Source organism: uncultured Arthrobacter sp. (assembly GCF_902805515.1).
Lineage (GTDB): Bacteria > Actinomycetota > Actinomycetes > Actinomycetales > Micrococcaceae > Arthrobacter_D.
This window is the reverse complement of the sequence record NZ_CADCTE010000044.1, coordinates 1-1,246: the sequence shown is the minus strand read 5'-3', so window position 1 is coordinate 1,246 and position 1,246 is coordinate 1. Positions and strand designations below refer to the sequence as shown.

1 pseudogene is annotated in these 1,246 nt (G+C 64.4%); it reads left to right on the top strand.

Features of this window, described 5'->3' with window-relative positions:
* A pseudogene (locus QZX79_RS03705) lies at positions 1–881 on the top strand (hypothetical protein); the annotation flags it as partial.
* Positions 882–1,246 lie beyond the last annotated feature (365 nt).

The window sequence follows — 1,246 nt, the reverse complement described above, 5'->3', positions numbered from 1 at the left end:
CGGACGACACGGTGCTAACCGGCGCATTCGTGCCCTTCGGAACCGAGACAACGCCCGGCCAGGTGATCGAGGCCACCGATCCGTGCGGAAGCTCAATTCTCGCCTTTGACCCGGACGACCCTGAGGGCACGCTGCAGATGTACGCCTGGGGGTTCCGCCACGTCATCGGATTCGCCTGGAACAAGGACGGGGAGTTGTTCGCGTCGGCAAACAGCTACGACGTACGCGGCTCACGGCCGGTCAAGGATGAGGCGGAGGCCACGTACCGGGTCAAGGAGGGGGCCTGGTACGGCTGGCCGGACTTCTCGGCGGCGCTGGAGCCCTTGACGGACGCCAAGTTCGACGTTCCCGACTCACTGCAGGTGCCGGTGTACGTCGGCGACGAGCTGCAGGAGAACGGGCTGGGCTTCCTGATCGACCACGAGGCGAGCGGGCTCGAGCCGCCGGACCCGTCGCTCGTCCTCGGTCTGCATGACTACCAGTCGTCCCCGACCAAGCTCGACATAGCGCCCGAATCGTGGGGCGAGATGGCGGGGCAGCTCTTCGTGGCGGAGTGGGGCGACCTTTCCCCGGAAACCAATCCTTTTCAGGATGAGCGCCCGGGCTACCGGGTGGTACGCATTGATCCAGAAACCGGGCAGGTGGAACCGTTCGTCTTCAACGCTCAACCGGGCCCCGCCTCTGAGCAAGATGCATTGGGCGAGGGTATTGAGCGGCCATTCGACGTAAAGTTTGGACCCGACGGGGCAATGTACGTCGTTGACTACGGTGTGGCACGGGTCAATCAGGCTCGCATCGAGCAAGGACAGGTGCCCTACGAATTCCCGCCCCGGACGGGAGCGGTTTGGCGGATCACGCCCTCGGACGGCCGGAACGGTTAGAGCGATGACGACGCGGGCATCCCGGCCGCGAGCGTCACCATGACGACCGTCAGTGGGCAGCGGCACACGGCCACGGCAGAGGACGGCAGCTGCGATACGGGTGCCGTCCTCTGACAAAAGCTCGGCGCACACCTTCACAGATCCAGGCACTTATCCACATGTCTGCACGCTCCACGAGAACACGATGCAGGCGGCTCTGGTCGTCACGTAACGACCCGATCCGATGTGACGCTCCCGTAGATGCCCCGAGGGTCATGGGATGGGATCGCTTCCCGGTGGTGAAGGTTGGGTAGCGCGGCAGCAAGGATACAGGCGTCCGCTACGTCATGCGTATGCCTCCACGGCCTTCAAGGCAACCTCTTTTG